Origin of the sequence: Clostridium pacaense (genome assembly GCF_020709765.2) — a bacterium.
Classification (GTDB): Bacteria; Bacillota; Clostridia; order Lachnospirales; family Lachnospiraceae; genus Enterocloster; species Enterocloster hominis.
Window position 1 is genome coordinate 1 of the sequence record NZ_JAJFEB020000152.1, and the last position, 254, is coordinate 254.

1 pseudogene is annotated in these 254 nt (G+C 54.7%); it reads left to right on the forward strand.

The window, feature by feature from the left end:
• Positions 1-254, forward strand: a pseudogene (locus LK536_RS58875) (acyl CoA:acetate/3-ketoacid CoA transferase); the annotation flags it as partial.

Sequence of the window (254 nt, forward strand, 5' to 3'; positions counted from 1 at the left end):
CAAGCCCGAATATCACTGGCAGACCTCCAAGACCTATTATAATCCTGTATTTTCAGGTGAGATAAGGGTTCCAATGGATGCCATCCCATTTGAAAAGCTCAGCGCCAGGAAGGTAATTGCCAGAAGGGCTGCCATGGAACTGAACAAGGGCGCCATCGTGAACCTGGGTGTGGGCATACCGGAGGCAGCTTCCTCTGTTGCTGCGGAAGAGAGCTGCGGGGACTACATCACCCTTACCACCGAGGCGGGCGGCA